At 51.4% G+C, this 17,540-nt stretch carries 13 protein-coding genes; 5 read left to right on the forward strand and 8 right to left on the reverse strand.

Translation table 11 applies throughout. The annotated features are described in order from the left end of the window. Window positions 1-28: 28 nt before the first annotated feature. The 3 genes from JM656_RS16680 to prpB all read right to left on the reverse strand — a co-directional run bounded on the left by JM656_RS16680 (window position 29) and on the right by prpB (window position 3,802). Window positions 29-1,480 (reverse strand): bifunctional 2-methylcitrate dehydratase/aconitate hydratase, encoded by a 1,452-nt coding sequence (locus JM656_RS16680; protein ID WP_203358734.1) that lies wholly within the window; start codon window positions 1,478-1,480, stop codon window positions 29-31. Between the two features lie 158 nt (window positions 1,481-1,638). Then, complete coding sequence (prpC, locus tag JM656_RS16685) at window positions 1,639-2,808, reverse strand: 2-methylcitrate synthase (protein ID WP_203358735.1); 1,170 nt, start codon at window positions 2,806-2,808, stop codon at window positions 1,639-1,641. A gap of 106 nt (window positions 2,809-2,914) precedes the next feature. Continuing rightward, on the reverse strand, window positions 2,915-3,802 hold the full coding sequence (gene prpB, locus JM656_RS16690; protein WP_203358736.1) for a methylisocitrate lyase: 888 nt from the start codon (window positions 3,800-3,802) through the stop codon (window positions 2,915-2,917). Between the two features lie 253 nt (window positions 3,803-4,055). Between prpB and prpR the strand changes: the two genes are divergently transcribed. Then, the gene (gene prpR / locus JM656_RS16695; RefSeq protein WP_203358737.1) at window positions 4,056-5,651 is read left to right on the forward strand and encodes a propionate catabolism operon regulatory protein PrpR; all 1,596 of its coding nucleotides are present in this window, start codon (window positions 4,056-4,058) and stop codon (window positions 5,649-5,651) included. Between the two features lie 43 nt (window positions 5,652-5,694). Here prpR and yahO read toward each other — a convergent pair whose 3' ends face one another. Then, the gene (gene yahO, locus JM656_RS16700) at window positions 5,695-5,970 is read right to left on the reverse strand and encodes a DUF1471 family periplasmic protein YahO (protein WP_203358738.1); all 276 of its coding nucleotides are present in this window, start codon (window positions 5,968-5,970) and stop codon (window positions 5,695-5,697) included. Between the two features lie 846 nt (window positions 5,971-6,816). Here yahO and JM656_RS16705 point away from each other — a divergent pair. Then, window positions 6,817-9,489: an autotransporter outer membrane beta-barrel domain-containing protein gene (locus JM656_RS16705; protein WP_203358739.1), complete on the forward strand. Its 2,673-nt coding sequence runs from the start codon at window positions 6,817-6,819 to the stop codon at window positions 9,487-9,489. A 164-nt stretch (window positions 9,490-9,653) separates the two neighbouring features. After that, window positions 9,654-10,286 carry a LysE family transporter gene (locus JM656_RS16710; protein WP_203358740.1) on the forward strand — a complete coding sequence of 211 codons (633 nt, stop codon included), beginning with the start codon at window positions 9,654-9,656 and terminating at the stop codon, window positions 10,284-10,286. A gap of 20 nt (window positions 10,287-10,306) precedes the next feature. Here the strand turns inward: JM656_RS16710 and JM656_RS16715 are convergent, their stop codons facing one another. Both JM656_RS16715 and JM656_RS16720 read right to left on the reverse strand, forming a co-directional pair. After that, window positions 10,307-11,461, reverse strand: a complete 1,155-nt coding sequence (locus JM656_RS16715; protein ID WP_370552278.1) for an OmpP1/FadL family transporter — start codon at window positions 11,459-11,461, stop codon at window positions 10,307-10,309. 192 nt (window positions 11,462-11,653) lie between these two features. Continuing rightward, a complete protein-coding gene (locus tag JM656_RS16720; protein WP_203358741.1) occupies window positions 11,654-13,636 on the reverse strand; it encodes an alkyl/aryl-sulfatase in 1,983 nt (660 codons plus the stop codon). Window positions 13,637-13,942: 306 nt separating this feature from the next. Here JM656_RS16720 and JM656_RS16725 point away from each other — a divergent pair, with 306 nt between their 5' ends. Continuing rightward, a complete protein-coding gene (locus JM656_RS16725; protein ID WP_203358742.1) occupies window positions 13,943-14,332 on the forward strand; it encodes a hypothetical protein in 390 nt (129 codons plus the stop codon). Window positions 14,333-14,394: 62 nt separating this feature from the next. Here the strand turns inward: JM656_RS16725 and JM656_RS16730 are convergent, their stop codons facing one another. Together JM656_RS16730 and JM656_RS16735 are read right to left on the reverse strand one after the other, a co-directional pair. After that, entirely contained in the window at window positions 14,395-15,000 is a 606-nt protein-coding gene (locus JM656_RS16730) for an outer membrane beta-barrel protein (RefSeq protein WP_203358743.1), read from the reverse strand. A 179-nt stretch (window positions 15,001-15,179) separates the two neighbouring features. Further along, entirely contained in the window at window positions 15,180-15,809 is a 630-nt protein-coding gene (locus JM656_RS16735) for a winged helix-turn-helix transcriptional regulator (protein WP_192611269.1), read from the reverse strand. Window positions 15,810-16,146: 337 nt separating this feature from the next. Here JM656_RS16735 and JM656_RS16740 point away from each other — a divergent pair, with 337 nt between their 5' ends. Continuing rightward, window positions 16,147-17,535 (forward strand): diguanylate cyclase, encoded by a 1,389-nt coding sequence (locus tag JM656_RS16740; RefSeq protein ID WP_203358744.1) that lies wholly within the window; start codon window positions 16,147-16,149, stop codon window positions 17,533-17,535. Window positions 17,536-17,540 lie beyond the last annotated feature (5 nt).

The raw sequence follows: 17,540 nt of genomic DNA on the forward strand, positions 1-17,540 counted from the left end.
TGTTGAACTTACGCCTTACTGCTCGTTGTTAGATCACGTACAGATCCAAATACTCATTAACGGGCATCTGCTCCAGGCGAGTTCTGTCCAGGGAAACCTCCAGGATGCGCTGCTGCTGACGGGTCGGGAACTGACGCGCCAGGTTGATTTTGAATTTATCGACCAGTTTCGGAATGCCGTCTTTACGACGACGCGCGTGACCGATCGGGTACTCCACCACCACCTCTTCAAAGCGTGAGCCGTCGGTAAATTCAAGGGTGATAGCGTTAGCGATAGCGCGTTTTTGCGGATCGTGATAGTCGGTGGTAAAAGCCGGATCTTCAAAGCAGTTGATCTTCTCGCGCAGAGCGTCGATGCGTTTATCCTGCGCCACGCCGTCTTCATAGTCCGCCGCCGTTAAGCGCCCGAACAGCAGCGGGATAGCTACCATATACTGGATACAGTGGTCGCGGTCAGCCGGGTTATTCAACGGCCCTTTTTTATCGATAATGCGAATACAGGCTTCATGAGTACGGATGGTTACCTTCTCGATGTCCGCAGCGGTTTTACCGGCGGCCTGCATTTGCGCATGGAGGGTCATTGCCGCTTCCACCGCCGTCTGCGAGTGGAATTCCGCCGGGAAGGAGATCTTGAACAGCACGTTCTCCATCACGTAAGAGCCGTACGGACGCTGGAAGCGGAACGATTCGCCATTGAAGGAGACATCGTAAAAGCCCCAGGTTTTTGCCGTCAGCGCCGACGGATAGCCCATCTCGCCGGTTTTCGCCATCAGCGCCAGACGGACCGCGCGAGACGTGGCATCCCCTGCCGCCCACGATTTACGCGTGCCGGTGTTCGGCGCATGGCGATAGGTGCGTAGCGATTGGCCGTCAACCCACGCCAGTGACACCGCGTTGAGGATTTCGTCGCGGGTCAGCCCCAGCATTTCGGCAACCACTGCGGTAGAGGCCACTTTCACCAACAGCACGTGATCCAGCCCGACCCGGTTGAAGGAGTTTTCCAGCGCAATACAGCCCTGAATTTCATGGGCTTTGATCATGCCGGTCAGCACCTGTTTCATGGTCAACGGCGCTTTTCCGGCGGCGACCGCGTTACGCGAGAGCCAGTCTGCTGTCGCCAGAATGCCGCCGAGGTTGTCGGAAGGATGGCCCCACTCCGCCGCCAGCCAGGTATCGTTAAAGTCGAGCCAGCGGATCATCGCGCCAATGTTAAAGGCGGCCTGTACCGGATCGAGCTGAAATTGGGTGCCCGGCACGCGTACGCCGTTGGGCACCACCGTGCCAGGCACCACTGGCCCCAGCAGTTTTTTACAGGCCGGATATTCCAGCGCTTCCAGACCACAGCCTAATGTGTCGAGCAGACAGTAATGCGCGGTGTCATACGCCACCTTTGAGGTGATCTCGTAATTCATCACGTAATCAACGATATCAACGATTTCACGGTCAAATTCGGGACGGACGTTCGAAATATGTGCGGACATAGGGTACGTTTCCTTTTTACCCTTCGTCTTTCAAGCTGCATCTGCCTTGGCTTCCTCGCTCACCCCAGTCACTTACTTGTGTAAGCTCCTGGGGATTCGCTGCGTCGCCGCCTTGATGCAACTCGAAATCCATTGGGTAACTATTTAGAGGTTATTAATTAATTGCGTTCATTCAGCGGAACAAATTCGCGATCTTCCGGGCCGGTGTAATTGGCGGAAGGACGGATAATTTTATTATCCTGGCGCTGCTCGATGATGTGCGCCGCCCAGCCAGTGACGCGGGCGATCACAAACAGCGGCGTAAACATTTCGGTCGGGACGCCCATCATGTTGTAGGAAACCGCCGAGAACCAGTCGAGATTCGGGAACATCTTTTTCGTTTCCCACATCACCTCTTCCAGACGGTCGGCGATGTTGTACATCTTCAGCGACCCGCCTTCCTGAGAAAGCTGTTTCGCCACCTTCTTGATCACCTGATGACGCGGATCGGCGATGGTGTAGACCGGATGACCGAAACCAATCACCACCTCTTTGTTTTCCACGCGCTTGCGGATATCGGCCTCGGCTTCGTCCGGCGTTTCATAGCGCTGTTGAATTTCCAGCGACACTTCGTTCGCACCGCCGTGTTTCGGGCCACGTAGTGCGCCAATCGCGCCGATAATCGCCGAATAGACGTCGGAGCCCGTCCCTGCAATCACGCGGCTGGTAAAGGTGGAGGCGTTAAATTCATGCTCGGCATACAGCACCAGCGAGATGTGCATCGCCTTTTCCCAGCTTTTCGACGGTTTTTCACCGTGCAGCAGATGCAGAAAATGCCCGCCGACAGAGTCGTCGTCGGTTTCCGGCTGGATGCGTTCGCCGTTGTGGCTGTAGTGATACCAGTAGAGAAGGATGGAACTGAGCGAGGCCAGCAGCTTGTCAGCGATGTCGCGAGCGCCGGAGACGGTGTGCCCCTCTTTTTCCGGCAGCGTACAGCCCAATGCGGAAACGCCCGTGCGCATAACGTCCATCGGGTGTGACGCCGCAGGCAGCGCTTCCAGCACGGTGCGCACATTGGCAGGTAATCCGCGCAGCGCTTTTAATTTGATTTTATACGCCTGGAGTTCATCGCGGGTCGGCAGCTTGCCGTGTATCAGCAAATGCGCCACTTCTTCAAATTCGCAATGCTGGGCCAGATCGAGAATATCGTAGCCGCGATAGTGCAAATCGTTACCGCTCTTGCCGACGGTGCACAGGGCGGTATTGCCCGCAGCGACTCCAGAAAGGGCCACTGATTTTTTCGGTTTAATGACATGGGTATTATTTTGCAGGATCGTCGTGTCGCTCATAGTGTCCTCGTCATTGTTTTAATGTGTAAGGTACAAATTCATCTTGTCGACCGGATAAACGCCGTGCCATCCGGCATTGCCAGATGGCGGCTGCCCTTTATCAGGCCTACGAATTACGTTTGGCAAACAGCGCGTCGAGCTTCTCTTCGTACTGGTAGTAATTGATGCTCTCGTACAGTTCATTGCGCGTTTGCATAATGTCGATAACGTTCTTTTGCGTTCCTTCCTGACGCAGCACGTTATAGACGCGCTCGGCGGCGCGGTTCATTGCGCGAAACGCAGACAAGGGATAGAGCGCCATGGCGACGTTGGCGCTGCGCAGTTCATCAGTGGTAAACAGCGGCGTCGCGCCAAACTCGGTGATGTTAGCGAGGATAGGTACCTGTACCGCGTCGGCAAACTGGCGATACATTGAAAGCTCGGTGATCGCCTCCGGGAATACCATGTCGGCCCCGGCTTCAACGTACGCCCGGGCACGATCGATGGCCGCATCCAGCCCTTCGACCGCCAGCGCATCGGTACGCGCCATGATGACAAAATCGGGATCGGTGCGAGCATCGACCGCCGCCCGGATCCTGTCCACCATCTCCTCTTTCGAGACAATGGCTTTATTGGGGCGATGACCGCAGCGCTTGGCACCGACCTGATCTTCAATATGCAGCGCAGCGGCACCGGCTTTGATCATCGATTTCACCGTACGCGCAACGCTGAACGCTGAAGAGCCAAAACCGATATCGGCATCCACCAGCAGCGGCAGCGGGCAAACGTCGGTAATACGGCGAATGTCGGTCAGCACATCATCCAGCGTGGAGATCCCCAGATCCGGCAGTCCCAACGAACCGGCCGCGACACCGCCGCCAGAGAGATAAATCGCCTGATATCCGGCGCGCTGGGCCAGAAGAGCGTGATTTGCGTTGATGGTGCCGACAATCTGCAATGGGTTTTCTTTGGTGAGCGCGGCGCGAAACGCCTGCCCCGGTGAATGTAGAGACATATCCCGTCCTTTTTGTTATCAGCTTGTTACTTTAGTTGATTCACATAAAGCAAGGGCTATGCCAACGCAGGTGGGATGACAGTCACTCTGTTTTTATTTGTTTTAAAACAATGAATTATCTGTTTGAGTGATATTCGAAGTGAAAAAATGCGTGCCAGTTAACGTTTCATGAAACGTGTGCTGCTGTTTCATTGCAACATTTATGAAACAAGACTAAACCCAATACTCTGTTCCTTCATTTTTTTGGGCGACTATGGCGGATACGCACCTTCCACCGCGGGTAAATGATGATAAGCCGGTGATCTGGACGGTCTCGGTGACACGGCTGTTCGAGCTGTTTCGCGACATCAGTCTCGAGTTCGATCACCAGGCGACCATCACCCCCATCCAGCTCGGCTTTGAAAAGGCCGTGACCTATATCCGCAAGAAGCTGGCCAGCGAACGCTGCGATGCGATTATCGCTGCGGGATCGAATGGCGCATATTTGAAAAGCCGGCTGTCCATTCCCGTGATCCTGATTAAACCCAGCGGCTTCGACGTCTTACAGGCGCTGGCGAAAGCAGGCAAGCTCACCTCTTCGATCGGTGTGGTGACCTATCAGGAGACGCTGCCAGCCCTGATGGCGTTCCAAAAAACCTTTAAACTGCGCCTCGATCAACGCAGCTATATCACCGAAGAAGACGCGCGCGGGCAAATTAATGAACTGAAGGCGAACGGCACTGAAGCCGTGGTCGGCGCGGGACTGATCACCGATCTGGCAGAAGAAGCGGGCATGACGGGGATCTTTATTTATTCGGCCGCCACCGTGCGTCAGGCCTTTAGCGACGCGCTGGATATGACCCGTCTGACGCGGCGACAACACCGCCCGTACGCCTCTGAAAACGGGTTGCGCACCCGTTATGATTTGGGCGATATGCGCGGCCATTCGCTGCAAATGGAGCAGGTTCGACACACGATTATGCTCTACGCCCGTTCCCGCGCGCCCGTCCTGATTCAGGGGGAAACGGGCACCGGAAAAGAGCTGGCAGCCCAGGCCATTCATCGCGAATATTTTACCCGTCAGGGCGGTCGCAGCGGCAGGCGCTCCCCGCCTTTTGTCGCCGTCAATTGCGGGGCGATTGCCGAATCCTTACTCGAAGCGGAGTTGTTTGGTTACGAAGAGGGAGCTTTTACCGGTTCACGACGCGGTGGACGTGCCGGACTGTTTGAAATCGCCCACGGCGGGACGCTGTTTCTGGATGAGATAGGCGAGATGCCCTTGCCGCTACAGACCCGGCTATTGCGCGTACTGGAAGAAAAAGAGGTGACGCGCGTCGGCGGGCACCAGCCAATCCCGGTGGATGTACGGGTGATTAGCGCCACCCACTGCAACCTAGAACAGCAGATGAAACAGGGACAATTTCGTACCGATCTGTTTTATCGTCTCAGTATTTTGCGCCTGACGCTGCCCGCGCTACGTGAGCGTCACCCCGACATTGTGCCGCTGGCGGAAGGATTTTTAAAACAGTCGCTGGCGGCATTAGAGGCGCCGTTTAGCGAATCGATACGCGAAGGCTTACAGCAATGCCAGTCGGTCCTGCTGCGATATGGCTGGCCAGGAAATATTCGTGAGTTGCGCAATATGATGGAACGTCTGGCGCTTTTCTTAAGCGTTGAGCCGCAACCTGCGCTCGACGTCCATTTTCTACAGCGACTGTTACCGGAACTGACTGCCACAGACGAAGCGACCCCAGCCCCCACATCACTCACGGCTCAGGAGGTTCTCGCACAGTTTAACGGGGATAAAACCGCAGCAGCGCGGTATCTGGGTGTGAGCAGAACAACATTCTGGCGGCGATTAAAAGAATAACCCGCCAGTGGAACCGGCGGGTTTTGTATATCAGTGAAGCGCGTTATTTCTTTTTATAAATATTGGCGGTGCCATGGATTTTATTATCCGTCTGGCCAGACGTGAGTACGACAACATCGGCACCTTGTTCATCTGCTTTCTTCAGGAGGTCTTCCTTCGCATCAGAAGTAGAGACTTCGTTGCTCGTAGAGATAGTACCCACTTTGGTATACTGTGATTCTACTTTTTCAAACTCGACTTTGGTCATCAACTCTGCTGCATACGCATTTGAAACCACTAACGCCAACGCCCCAATCAATACCTTATATCCTGTCTTCATATAAAAACTCCCATTTTTTGTTATTACGCTATCATCACACATGAATGTTACAACACCCTACAAGGATGATTAATAAGTAGTTCATGTCCTACAAAAAATCCAGTGCGAAAAGCAGTATAAATTGATTTTGCGTGGCGGCTGCGACAACACCGCCTGCGCCAACGCCTGCCGGGCTAACGCCACCGCCAGAATCCGGATGACTTACAGCATGTTGAGACCAATATCCCCCTGCGCTTCAGTGGCGGGCGGCAGCCATGCAACATCGGCATTCAGAATAATACAAACCCCGCCATAATATATTTGCAATTCTCTTAAAGAAGAGATAAGTTATCTTAAATTCGTACCATTATAGATTTTGATTATTATCAATATAACGTCAATAAAACACATAAACGGTGTCACAAACATCATCCCACTCCGTAATTAAATCAATAAAAAGAATAAGCACGCATATATTAACCACGTATTATTAATCAACATCACTTAACAAATAATAACATTAGCGAACTCTATCGCATTGTATTTTAATTACAGTTAACGCCACTGGCATAAAAATTAATTAGCCGCTATTACCTGTTTACCTACACACTGAATCATCACCGTTCTTTGTTTCTTATTTATAATTGTTGAAATCTATCAATAAACTCAATTATGGATTTTTTAAACGATTTCTTTCTTCTGTTGTGAGCAAATACCATCCGCACTATCGGAATACGCTATTCATACAACTAAGCAAACGTCATGTTTAGGACACGAATGGAGGCGTGTTGCGTATTCATACTCGACTCATGATGAGTCAATCACCAACACCAACAACACTGCATTGCCTTACGGAAGAGGAATAATATGACAACAACTATTCTACGACACCCGCTATCGGCATTATCACTCGCCATATCCCTTGCGTTATCTGTACCTGCCGCAGCAGAGACGTCAGTCAGTAATATCAGTCTGTTTTCGATCGCACCGCCTGCGACATCAGATGACGATATTGTCATTAATAATAATGAAAGCCTGACCCTTTCTGATACAGAAAATACAGAAAGCGGCTGGGATCGTTTTAGTAGCCTTAATGTCGGAAAAAATACGGATGGCTCGCTCATTATCGATGGCCGTCATATTACAACATCCGCAGGCACCATCGGCAACGGGGCGACGGGGTCCGTCACGTTAACCAACGGCGCTTCCTGGTCCTTTGATAGCGGGAATCAGGTGAATCTGGTATTGGGCACACATGATGGCTCAGGTTCCCTTTTCATTAATAATGGCAGCACGGTAAGCGGAATTGATGAACTGCGTATTGGAGAATATGCCGGGGGCGCCGAGGGACTGGTGGCGATTGATGGCGCCAACTCTTCGGTTTCGTCAGGCTGGGCGGTCGTTGGCGACCAGGGTAAAGGTAAGCTGATAATTACCAACGGGGGCAACCTCTCCCTGTCGGAACACTTTAGTATTGGTTATGTCGGGAATACGGACAACACCAGTCGCAATGGTCATGGAGAGGCCATTATCGATGGTGAAAATTCCGCGCTGAACGTGACCCAGGGTATTTATCTGGGGGGATTCGCCACCACCAATAATGACGCCACCGGTATTCTCACTGCCAGCAATGGCGCAACGATAAATTCCGGCACTTTAATTTGGCTCGCCGTTGGCCAGGGCAGCACCGGTATTTTAAATATTGGCGGCGCTCAGGGCGAAGCAGAACAAGCCGCCGGGCAAATTAACGTTCCGCGCATTCATCTGGGCAATACCGATAATCTCAGTACGGCAATTCTGAATTTTAACCATTTGAGTCAGGATTTTACGCTGGCCGCCAATATTACCGGCAAAGGCGACGTGAATCAGTTAGGTTCCGGAACCACCACGCTGACAGGGGCGAATACCTATTCCGGCACCACCCGGGTGGCAAACGGCACCCTGCGCGCGGGAACGGAAAATACCCTGAGCGCTAACGCTGATTTCACGGTGGAAAGCGCGGGTAGTCTGGATTTAAACGGCTATTCACAAACTGTTAAATCACTGGTACTGGCAGGTACGGCTACACTTTCTTCACCGCAAACCCGGGCTGCATTTACCCCAACCACGCTGACTATCAACGGGGATTACACCTCAGATAATGGCCTGCTGGTGCTGCAAACCGCGCTGGCAGGTGATGATTCCGCCACCGACAAACTGCTGGTCAAAGGCGATACCGCCGGAAATACCCGTGTGAGCGTGACTAACGCCGGGGGAACAGGTTCACAAACCGTTGAAGGCATTCAGATTGTCGAAATTGAGGGGACATCAAACGGTACGTTTACCAAAGAAGGCCGTATTGTGGCCGGTGCGTTTGATTACAACCTGGTGAAAAGCGACAATCAAAACTGGTACTTAACCAGCGCCGCCGTCACCGATCCGACGCCGGAACCCGATCCAGACCCAACGCCGGACCCGGAACCGACGCCAGACCCCGATCCGACACCAGAGCCGACGCCCAATCCTGAGCCAGAACCCGGCCCTGGCCCCACGCCAACTCCGACACCACAACCTGAAGGCAAGCAGCAATATCGCCCGGAGTTTGGCAGCTATCTGGCAAATACCTTTGCCGCTAACACGCTGTTTAACACCCGACTGCATGACCGTCTGGGCGAAACCCAGTACACCGATGTGTTCACCGGTGAACAGAAAGTCACCAGTCTGTGGATGCATCACATCGGCGGCCATAACCGCTTTAAAGACGGTCCCGGGCAGCTTAGCACCCAAAGCAACCGCTATGTCCTGCAACTCGGCGGTGATATTGCTGCCTGGAGCAGCGACGGACTGGATCGCTGGCATCTCGGCCTGATGACCGGATATGCCAACAGCAAAAGCCGCACGCACTCCAGTCTGACCGGTTACTCCTCGCGTGGCGAGATCAGCGGTTACAGCGTCGGGGTTTACGGCACATGGTATGCCAACGATGCAGACAAAGCGGGCGCCTATGTTGATACCTGGCTGCTCTATAACTGGTTTGACAACCAGGTGTCCGGCGAGAATCTGGCAACCGAGAAATATGACTCCGACGGCATCACTGCCTCTGTGGAAGCCGGTTACACCTTCCGCCTCGGTGAAAGCAGCGACGGCCGCAATAGCTATTGGCTACAGCCAAAAGCGCAACTCACCTGGATGGATGTGCAAGCCGACAACCACACCGAGAAAAACGGAACCCGGGTGTCCGATGAAACCGACGGCAATCTGCAAACCCGGTTGGGGATGAAAGCGTATCTGCAGGGCCATAGTGCAAAGGATGACGGTAAAGACCGCACGTTCCAGCCCTTTGTCGAAGCCAACTGGATCTACAACTCGAACAATTACAGCGTGAAGATGGATGACATCAGCAATGAAATCAAAGGATCACGTAATGTCGGCGAGTTAAAAGTAGGGATGGAAGGCCAACTTAACCCACGCCTGCAACTGTGGGGCAACGTCGCACAGCAGGTCGGCGATAATGGTTATAGCGATACTCAGGGGATGTTAGGACTGAAATACACCTTCTGATCCTCATCCGCCACCCGGGAACACGCGGGTGGCGGAAAACGGAAGGCGCAGTAGCCATTCTCCTCGTCAGAATAACCTCACTTGTTTGTGATCCCTCTCTCACTCGCGCCGTTTTGCTACCAATAAGATGATGTTAATTCACCCATTATTCGGAAGTGTCGCCTATGGATCCCATCCACGCCGTTGTGCTCACCGTGAGCCTGTTCGTGTTAACGTTTTTTAACCCTGGTGCGAATCTGTTTGTGGTGGTGCAAACCAGTCTGGCATCCGGTCGGCGGGCGGGCGTATTGACCGGTCTGGGTGTGGCGCTGGGAGATGCGTTTTATTCCGGTCTTGGGTTATTCGGCATGGCAACATTGATTACTCAATGCGAGGGGATCTTTTCGATTATCAAAATCGTCGGCGGAGCCTACCTGCTGTGGTTTGCCTGGAACAGTATTCGCCACCAGGCGACGCCGCAAATGTCCGCCCTTTCGCAACCGATTTCCGCCCCGTGGTATGTGTTTTTTCGTCGTGGGCTAATCACCGATCTCTCCAATCCACAGACTGTATTGTTTTTTATCAGTATTTTTTCAGTGACGCTGAGCGCAGAAACACCGACATGGGCCAGGCTGATGGCCTGGGCTGGCATTGTGCTCTCCTCTGTTATCTGGAGAATTTTCCTCAGTCAGGCCTTTTCCCTGCCAGCGGTTCGTCGCGGTTATGCGCGGGTTAATCGCGTCGCCAGTCGCGTGATCGGCGCCATTATTGGCGCTTTCGCCCTGAAACTCATTTACGAAGGCGTCACCCACCGGTAACGCCTTACGCTTCTCTCTGCTCAGAATTGATAGCTATAGTTGACGCTCGCAAACCAGAGGTAGGGATGGTCATAACTCCCGGAAAATGCCTCTGGTGATTTCACGTTTGACGATTGCATATGCAGATACGATACGGCAAAACCCACATTGCTCGCCGGGGTTATCTGATACTGAGCGCCGGTCGCAAATCGCCATTCATCCCCGGTCGGCAATGACAGCGCCACATCGCTTTGCGAATTATACACCGTACTGTCGAATGCAACGCCCGCATTCAGCCGCCACTGCTCGGTTGGGCGGTGCTGCACGCCTAACGCCGTATGCCAGGAGTCTTTCAGGCGATTCTGCTGTTGATTCTCCTGCCCGGCAATCGTGACCTGCGGACTACCAAACTGGCTCCAGTCTTGCCAGCCAAGATCGCCCATCACGGACCAGTGTTGGTTAATGTCATGCACCAGACTGAACATAATCTGCTGCGGCGCCCGAACCTGCGCCGAAATAGGCAGATCGTATTCAACATTGGGTAAATTCGGGAAGCGCGCTTTGCCGTTAATGTTAAAGTCGTAATCGGTTTTGCTGGTCCAGGTAATGCCCGCCCGCGTGCTGTCTGTCAGATCCATCAGTAACCCCAGGCGATAGCTCATCGCCCAGTCGTGATCATTCTCTTTTTCATCATCACCATTAACATTACGGGTTAATGATAAATAGCCATAGTTTGCATTGGCAGAAGCGCCAATCGACAGCCTGTCATTTAATTTATAGGCCACGGAAGGACTCAGCGTCATTGCCACCATGGTGCTTTTTTTGATCAAACGATCGCCCGCCCAATCACCAAAATCAATTCCCAGCCCATAGTTTCCGTATAATCCAATTCCGGCGTATAGCCTGTCATTTATTTTTTGAGAATAGAAAGAACTGGCGCCCGGAAAAATATTCATCACATTACCCGGACTTTCTTTACTGGAATCATCGAGGTGATACGGAATATCACCATCCATCACCTGCAATCCCCCGGTAAACATATGATCGGGTAAACGGGTCATGCCCGCCGGATTGGTGACAATGGTCGAGGCATCCTGTGCCCTGGCGGCCTGTCCTGCCCCTGCCAGCGCGGTATCTTCGGTGCCAATTTCATAGAAATACAACGCGCTCGCATGGGAAAGCGAAGAAAAGAGCAAACCGGTACACACCAGAGTTATTTTTTCATTAATTACCTGCTGAAATTATTTTCATTGTCTGTTTTATTCACCAGAAAAATCACGATGGGGAAAATAGTTCCAAGAAAAGCGTATTTATCCCATTCATAGAATAGACCTGATTTCAAAAAACGATGATGCCCAAAACGGCCAAAACCGTTTTGGGCGCATCAGTCAGGGGGTCACAATATTAAACCAGAAGTCGAACGAATCCATAAAACTCAGCATTTCGTCAAACTTCGCTGCATTACCGGTAATCGTCACGCTACCGTTATCCTGCGCCTGTTTTAGCGTCTCTTCTTTCAGGATAATTTTATTCAGCGTTGCACGATTGAGGGTAATCGTCGCATCGGCATGGCTGGACTGCTCATTGGCGGTATGGTTCAGCACACCGTTCTCAAGCTCCAGTTTGTAGATACCGCCATCCTTACCCAGATCAACATTGAAAATGGCTTTTGCGTTAGCCGCTTTTTCACCGTTGAGATGCACACCAAGATAATCAAAGAACATTTCCGGGCTCATGGCGCGTACGGTGTCCGGGCTGGCAGTGTTCGGGGTTGGGCCTTTCACCACGCCATTACGCAGCTCCTGTGCGCCGGTCAGGTAGAAGTTACGCCACGGACCGGACTCGGCCTGATAACCCAGTTGCTCCAGCGCATCCGCCTCCAGATTACGCGCAGTGGCATTCTGCGGGTCGGCAAACACCACGTTACTCACGACCTGCGCCACCCAGCGATAATTCCCCTGTGTGTAATCCTCTTTGGCCTTCTTCAGGATCTGATCCGATCCCCCCATGTAATCAACATATTTCTTTGCGGCCTCAACGGGAGGAAGTTCATCCAACGATGCCGGATTACCGTTAAACCAGCCGAGATAGAGCACGTAGGTGGCTTTCACATCATGGCTGACCGAACCGTAGTAGCCGCGGCTTGCCCAGGAGTTCGCCAGCCCTTCCGGCAGTTTGAAGTTGGCGGCAATCTCATCGCGGGTCAGCCCTTTGTTCGCCATACGCAGCGTCTGGTCGTTGATATAACGATACATATCTCGCTGGCTTTTCATTAACTTAACAACATTCTCGTTACCCCAGGTCGGCCAGTGGTGCTGCGCCATAATGATCTGCGCTTTGTCACCCCAGCGTTCAATGGCGGCATTAATGTATTTCGACCAGGCCAGCGGATCGCGGATTTTTGCCCCACGCAGTGAATACGTATTGTGCAGGGTATGGGTCACATCCTCTGCGGCTTCAATCATTTGCTTCTCTTCGACATACCACAGCATTTCAGATGGCGCTTCGGAACCTGGCGCCATCATAAAGTCATAGGTCAGCCCATCAATGACCTCTTTCTGGCCGTCTTTCTCAATGATGTTGGTGGGTTCAATAAGCGTCACCGTACCGGCAGAGGTGGTGGTCCCCAGCCCGGCGCCAACCTGGCCTTTTTCATTGGATTTCAATAAATTGCCGTACATATAGCTGGCGCGACGGCTCATCACATTACCGGCCATAATGTTCTCTGAAACCGCCTCTTTCATAAATCCGGCTGGCGCATACACTTTCACTTTACCGGACTTCACATCGGCTTCATCCACCACGCCTCGCACACCGCCATAGTGGTCAACGTGGCTGTGGGTATAAATCACGGCAACCACCGGTCTCTTGCCACGGTTTTTGTAATAGAGATCGATACCGACCTTTGCGGTTTCCGCAGAAACCAGCGGATCGACGACGGTAATCCCCTCTTTCCCTTCGATAATGGTCATATTCGACAGATCCAGATTACGGATCTGATATACCCCATCGGTCACTTCAAACAGGCCGCTGATATTAATCAACTGAGCCTGACGCCAGAGGCTTGGATTAACGGTATCAGGCGATTTTTGCCCTTCTTTAATAAAGGCATATTGCTGCGGATTCCAGACAACATTGCCTTTTTCGCCTTTAATCACATCCTGAGGCAACGGTGCAATAAATCCTTTATGCGCATTCGAGAAGTCGGTGTTATCTGAAAATGGCAGTTGGCGATAAAGCGCTTCATTTGCGGCTTTCGTGGACGGCGTGGCCTCCTTCGGCGCGTCATTTGCCATTACCGGTGATGAGATAACCGTTGCCGATAACACACCGGCCATCGCCATATATCCAACAATTTTATTCAGCTTCATAATTGCCTCTTTGCTAGCGTTTTGTTGCCAGGCGAATATTTAAGTGGAGATTCCAAACGAGCCGTAACGCGCTAAAGAGTAAACAGCCCAACAACATTAAATATTTTCGACAACGTTCAACGCTTATGTCGTAGTGTAGATAACTGAAATCAGGTTATCACTTAGCCCGTTATTTGACACAACCCAACTTGTTTAATTTTAAACATTCAGAGGACATAATTTAAAACTAAACAAATATCTTCTCGCCAGACAAAAAACGAACGGGATAATTGCCTTCCAGTTATTCACCAGGAGCGTTATATTTTTATGAAGATCCGTATTTCTCCTCTTTTACTCAGTCTTTGCATGCTCACCGCATGTAGCACTCACTCGCCTGACACCGTGCAACAATTAAATAGCCTGACCGTTCCCGTGGTTGCGCCAGACACCGTGCAAGCGCAGGTAACCACAGCCACGTTGCGACCGCTACACCAGCAAAATCAACAAAAAATAAGCACGTTAACGGCAAACCTTAAACAGACGTATCTGCAACGGAGCACCAGGAAAGATATTTTTGACACCCACAGCGAGACAGCGCGGGTTTATGCCGCACTGACGAAACTGGAGCAATTAGGCAATATGAACGACAACTATCTGACGCAGCATAATGTGCAAGGATTGCAGGAGATTTCGATGACACTCCAGTCAGTGTCATAACCCCATTGACGGTTAAAACCCGACACATTCAGTATCGGGTTTTACGATTACGGCCTCTCGCATTATTGAGCGAAACGGTAGGTCAGACCGACATTCAGGGAACTGACATCACTGCTGACGCCAATCTGATTCGCATTCCCGACATTACTCACCCACTGATATTCTAAGCGACCGGCCAGATTTTGATTGAAAGCATATTCCGTCCCTACCGCAACTAACGGACGCACGCCAGTATCAAAGTGATTTTTACCACTGATATCGGATTCCGCACGGTAACCCATCGCCCCCGCCCGACCATAAATATCCCAGTTATCATTCAGACCATAACTGGCTTTTAATGACAACTGCAGCCCCTGACTCTTCATTTTAGCGCCTGCAGCCCCATGATGACCTTCGACGCCCATATTCCCCAAATAGTCATATCCCCCTTCTACCGCCAGCCACGGGGTAATCTGATAACCGGTATATACCCCACCACCCACATTATCATGATTAAAATCGAAATCCGTTGATGAGCTATTTCCCCCGTTTTTACTGTTGCTGGTATCAAAATAGTGCGACCAGCCAAATTTCCCCCCGGCATACCAGGTTCCGGTGTCCGCAGCGGCAAATGCGGTTGATGCTGTAACCGCGTTAACAATAATTAAAGCGACAAGCGTCTTTTTCATAAATATCCCATTATTCACGTGTTGCAATCTATACGATCGCGTGCATTTGTATAAAAACGCAGAAAATATAAATAAAAACACGCACAGGGGTAATCTTAAATTTATTTATTTTTGGACAAAAGAATTTACGGGCGAGATAACCTGCTGAGATTAATGAAATTCCTGTTACCAGCGAGAAATTAAAACCGTTCGGGCAACTCTGTCAATTCCGTCAAATAACCGCCACGTTTAAACGCGATGTAACCCCCCTGTTTTAATGCAGAAAGCACATTCAATACACTGCTGCGAGAAAGGTGGGTTCGCTCCTGAATATACTCGAGGATCGAGGTTCTCATTCGGGTCTCCTCCGGCAGTAAAATCATCTCCTGCAAGTGGCTACGAATAACAGAATAGGTGCCTTGCTGCACAATCAATGCATCCCGATAAAACAGATACGCAGAGTGATACGAGAGCAGCGCTGCGACGTCCTCCCATAATCCTTCCCGACGAAACACCTCAGCAGCCTTTTGCGAATCAACCCGCAGGATTGTTGAATCCGTCTCGGCGCGTAAAATATGCCCCCGAACAGGCTGAATCATCTCAGCAAGCCCAAAAAGATGAGGGTCATACAGCGTGGCAATCAGAAGCCCATCCGAGGCCCGCAATATTGAAAGTTCGCCTTCGATGAACAGATAGAGCTGTGACTGGCCCTGATAATCCCACGTAATCCTCTTGCGCGGTATCACCTTCATTTTTTCTGCCAACGGTTTCAGTACCGCGGTTAAACGCTCAATACTCTGATCGGGTTGTACAGGAGGATGAATATGCATACGAATACCAGACCGTCTACGCCAGGGTGAGTTATAAACTATATATCTTAACGTTAAAAAAACACAAACGGATATTAAACAGACTATTTTCGTTAGGGGAATAATACCGGGCAATGCGCTTTGCGTTTATTTTTAAATAATCGCTGATAAGGCATGTCGTGATGGGTCTCTGCTCAGCGACTGTACGCTTGTTGTGCCATAATTTCAGTGAAGTGCGTGAGCGATAGACAATGAGTGCTTCAGCGCCCCCGCGCCTCACGCTTTAGCTTGACCATCGCACTGAAATTCCTCGTAATATCCACCCAACTCTTTAATGGTATTTACATTCGGCGGAAAGATGGAACAGGTAGAACCCGGTAACGACAAATTACTCCTTACAGAATGGCAGACGTTGCTACACCAAACCTCTCCTGAGGTTCACGAGATTTTGACCTCGTTAACCGACGAGGAGATTCGTCATCTGGTTACCGTCTTTTATGACTATATGCTTTCACACGCCGAGAGCGCGCTGTTCCTCAATACCGAGCAGGTGGCAACCCGACTCAGCCACAGCATGTTTCACTGGTTACGCAGCGTGTTGGGAAGCGCGCAGGAAGATCTCCACCAACTGCTGGCTAAACAGCGCGATATTGGCGTCGTTCATGCCCGTATTGGCCTGCCGATAGACCTGGTCGCCCGTGGCGCACGTAGATTGAAAGATGAGCTGTATCGCCTGCTAAAGGCGAAATCCGTTTACCCGACGACCGTGCTCAGCGATGCGATCTGCTTTAGCAGTCTGGCAATGGACACGGCGATAGAGGCTATGACCGTCTCGTATTCCCCCAATTACCAAAACTCAATGAACACGCAGGAACAGTATCGCCTGTTGACGATTTACGATGATGTCAACGTAGAGCGGGAACGCCAGATCCGCTCCCTGACGGACTGGGAAAATCAGTTTATCTACAATATCGCCACCGGCTTGCCTGTCGAAGAGCTGATCTTTTTGTCGAAATCTGACTTTGGTATGTGGCTATCGCATAAGGGAAAACACATTCTCGGTAACGGAAAACTGCTTTCCGGGATGGAGCAGTTGATACAGCAGATCGACGGCAACCTGACTGAGGTGTTACTGAATGGCCAACAGCCTTCAGCAGACGAACGGATGAGTTTGCTCCAGGATATTCGCCAGTTATCCGCGCAAATCCACTTTCTGCTGTCCTCCATGTTTGAAGAGCTGGTGAAACAAGAGAACGGCAAAGATTCGCTGACGCAGTTGCTTAACCGCCGCTTTATTCCCACCATTATGCGCCGTGAAATTTCCCTTGCGCTGCATTCGCGTAAACCGTTCGTGCTGGCCATGCTCGACATTGATTATTTCAAGCAGATCAACGATCGCTACGGGCATAATGCCGGAGATACCACGCTGAAAAATGTCGCCGCGGTCATTTATGAACATATCCGCAGCAGCGATTACGTTTTCCGCTACGGCGGCGAAGAGTTTATGGTACTGCTTGTCGAATCCGAGGTGTCGCAGGCGAGCATCATTCTGGAAACGCTGCGGACAAAAATTGCCGCTTTACGGATTTCGGCATCACCGGTGGAAACCTTCTCGGTCACCACCAGCATCGGCATCGCCGAGTACGATTATCACCCGGACTACAAACAGCTGATCGAGAAGGCAGACCAGGCGCTCTATCTCGCGAAAAGCAACGGACGAAATCGCGTGGAAATTTATCGCCGCTAACCCCT

This window comes from Citrobacter sp. R56, from assembly GCF_016811995.1.
Lineage (GTDB): Bacteria > Pseudomonadota > Gammaproteobacteria > Enterobacterales > Enterobacteriaceae > Citrobacter_D > Citrobacter_D enshiensis.

Coding starts and splice junctions, on each gene's coding strand:
- JM656_RS16680 (WP_203358734.1), bottom strand. CDS start 1,480: ATGTCCGCACATATTTCGAACGTCCGTCCCGAATTTGACCGTGAAATC.
- prpC (WP_203358735.1), bottom strand. CDS start 2,808: ATGAGCGACACGACGATCCTGCAAAATAATACCCATGTCATTAAACCG.
- prpB (WP_203358736.1), bottom strand. CDS start 3,802: ATGTCTCTACATTCACCGGGGCAGGCGTTTCGCGCCGCGCTCACCAAA.
- prpR (WP_203358737.1), top strand. CDS start 4,056: ATGGCGGATACGCACCTTCCACCGCGGGTAAATGATGATAAGCCGGTG.
- yahO (WP_203358738.1), bottom strand. CDS start 5,970: ATGAAGACAGGATATAAGGTATTGATTGGGGCGTTGGCGTTAGTGGTT.
- JM656_RS16705 (WP_203358739.1), top strand. CDS start 6,817: ATGACAACAACTATTCTACGACACCCGCTATCGGCATTATCACTCGCC.
- JM656_RS16710 (WP_203358740.1), top strand. CDS start 9,654: ATGGATCCCATCCACGCCGTTGTGCTCACCGTGAGCCTGTTCGTGTTA.
- JM656_RS16720 (WP_203358741.1), bottom strand. CDS start 13,636: ATGAAGCTGAATAAAATTGTTGGATATATGGCGATGGCCGGTGTGTTA.
- JM656_RS16725 (WP_203358742.1), top strand. CDS start 13,943: ATGAAGATCCGTATTTCTCCTCTTTTACTCAGTCTTTGCATGCTCACC.
- JM656_RS16730 (WP_203358743.1), bottom strand. CDS start 15,000: ATGAAAAAGACGCTTGTCGCTTTAATTATTGTTAACGCGGTTACAGCA.
- JM656_RS16735 (WP_192611269.1), bottom strand. CDS start 15,809: ATGCATATTCATCCTCCTGTACAACCCGATCAGAGTATTGAGCGTTTA.
- JM656_RS16740 (WP_203358744.1), top strand. CDS start 16,147: ATGGAACAGGTAGAACCCGGTAACGACAAATTACTCCTTACAGAATGG.